This is a genomic window from Exiguobacterium alkaliphilum 12/1 (genome assembly GCF_000714435.1).
In the GTDB taxonomy this organism is placed as follows: Bacteria; Bacillota; Bacilli; order Exiguobacteriales; family Exiguobacteriaceae; genus Exiguobacterium; species Exiguobacterium alkaliphilum.
This window is the reverse complement of record NZ_JJMW01000059.1, coordinates 1-1382: the sequence shown is the minus strand read 5'-3', so window position 1 is coordinate 1382 and position 1382 is coordinate 1. Positions and strand designations below refer to the sequence as shown.

At 53.8% G+C, this 1382-nt stretch carries 1 pseudogene; it reads left to right on the top strand.

Going from position 1 to position 1382, the window contains the following annotated elements:
* A pseudogene (locus tag RT52_RS16225) lies at positions 1–1382 on the top strand (IS3 family transposase); the annotation flags it as partial.

The following is a 1382-nucleotide window of genomic DNA, read 5'->3' as shown; positions in this document are numbered from 1 at the left end:
ATTCGATACCGGTGGGATCGATGCGTTGAAGGAGTCGAAGACATGGAAACATTACACCAAGGAACAGAAGATTGCGGCCGTACGTGACTATCTCGATGGGTTCACTAAAATGGAGGTTCTCTCCAAATATCATATTAGTAGTTGGTCGGTTCTATATCGGTGGATCAAGAAGTATACTGGTCATAGCGAGTTAACAGATTCGAGAAAAGGGATGGATCGAGCTATGGCCAAAGGGAGAAAGACAACATTCGAGGAACGCATGGAGATCGTCAGGTATTGCCTGGACAACGGACGGAACTATCAAAGGACGGCCGAGATATTCGCCGTGTCGTACCAGCAGGTCTACGGCTGGACGAAAAAATATGACGCCGACGGCGTGCACGGGCTCGAGGACCGGCGCGGACGGACAAAGCAAGAAGAGGAACTGACCAACGAGGAGAAGCTCGAACGTCGCATCCAACAGATTGAACGGGAGAATGAGCGCCTTCGGGCCGAGAATCTGTTCCTAAAAAAGTTAGAGGAGATCGAGAGGAGAGGTTGATCAGCCAGATCCGGCTACAATTGCGGTACATGGCCATCAAGGAAATGTCGACAAGCGACACGTTCCCGGTCGTGCTCCTATGCGAGATCGCGCAGGTCTCACGGGCCGCCTATTATAAATGGTTAAAACGTACCGTCTCGGTACGCGAGGAAGAAAACTCGAGTCTACTGGAGGACATCCGTCTCCTCTACGACCAGGTGAATGGGACCTACGGGTATCGACGGATCACCATGACGGTCAATCGCAGACGACGCCAGCATGGCCTGCCGGCATACAACGAGAAGCGCATCTATCGTCTCATGCGCATCCATGAGATCCGTTCGGTCATCCGCCAGAAACGAAAGCGGTACAAAAAGTCGTCACCGCAGCATGTGGCCGAGAACCTGATGAACCGGGAATTCAGCGCGTCACGACCGGACGAGAAATGGTGCACCGACGTCACCGAGTTCAAATATGGCGCCGGGAGGAAGGCGTATCTGAGCGCGATCATCGACCTGTATGACGGCTCGATCGTCGCCTATCGCATCGGGAAATCCAACAACAACGCGCTCGTCTTCCAGACGATGATGCCAGCGATCGCGGGGCTCCGTACAGGAGCGAGTCCGATGATCCATAGTGACCGAGGATATCAATACACATCGAGAGGGTTCAAACGCATGGTGGAAGACGCGGGGCTGACCCACAGCATGTCCCGGGTCGGACGTTGCATCGACAACGCCCCGATCGAGGGCTTTTGGGGCACCCTGAAAGTCGAGATGTACTACCTGCGTGAGTTCCAGGCCTATAACGAACTCACATCGGCCATCGAGGCCTACATATCGTTCTACAACCATGACCGTTT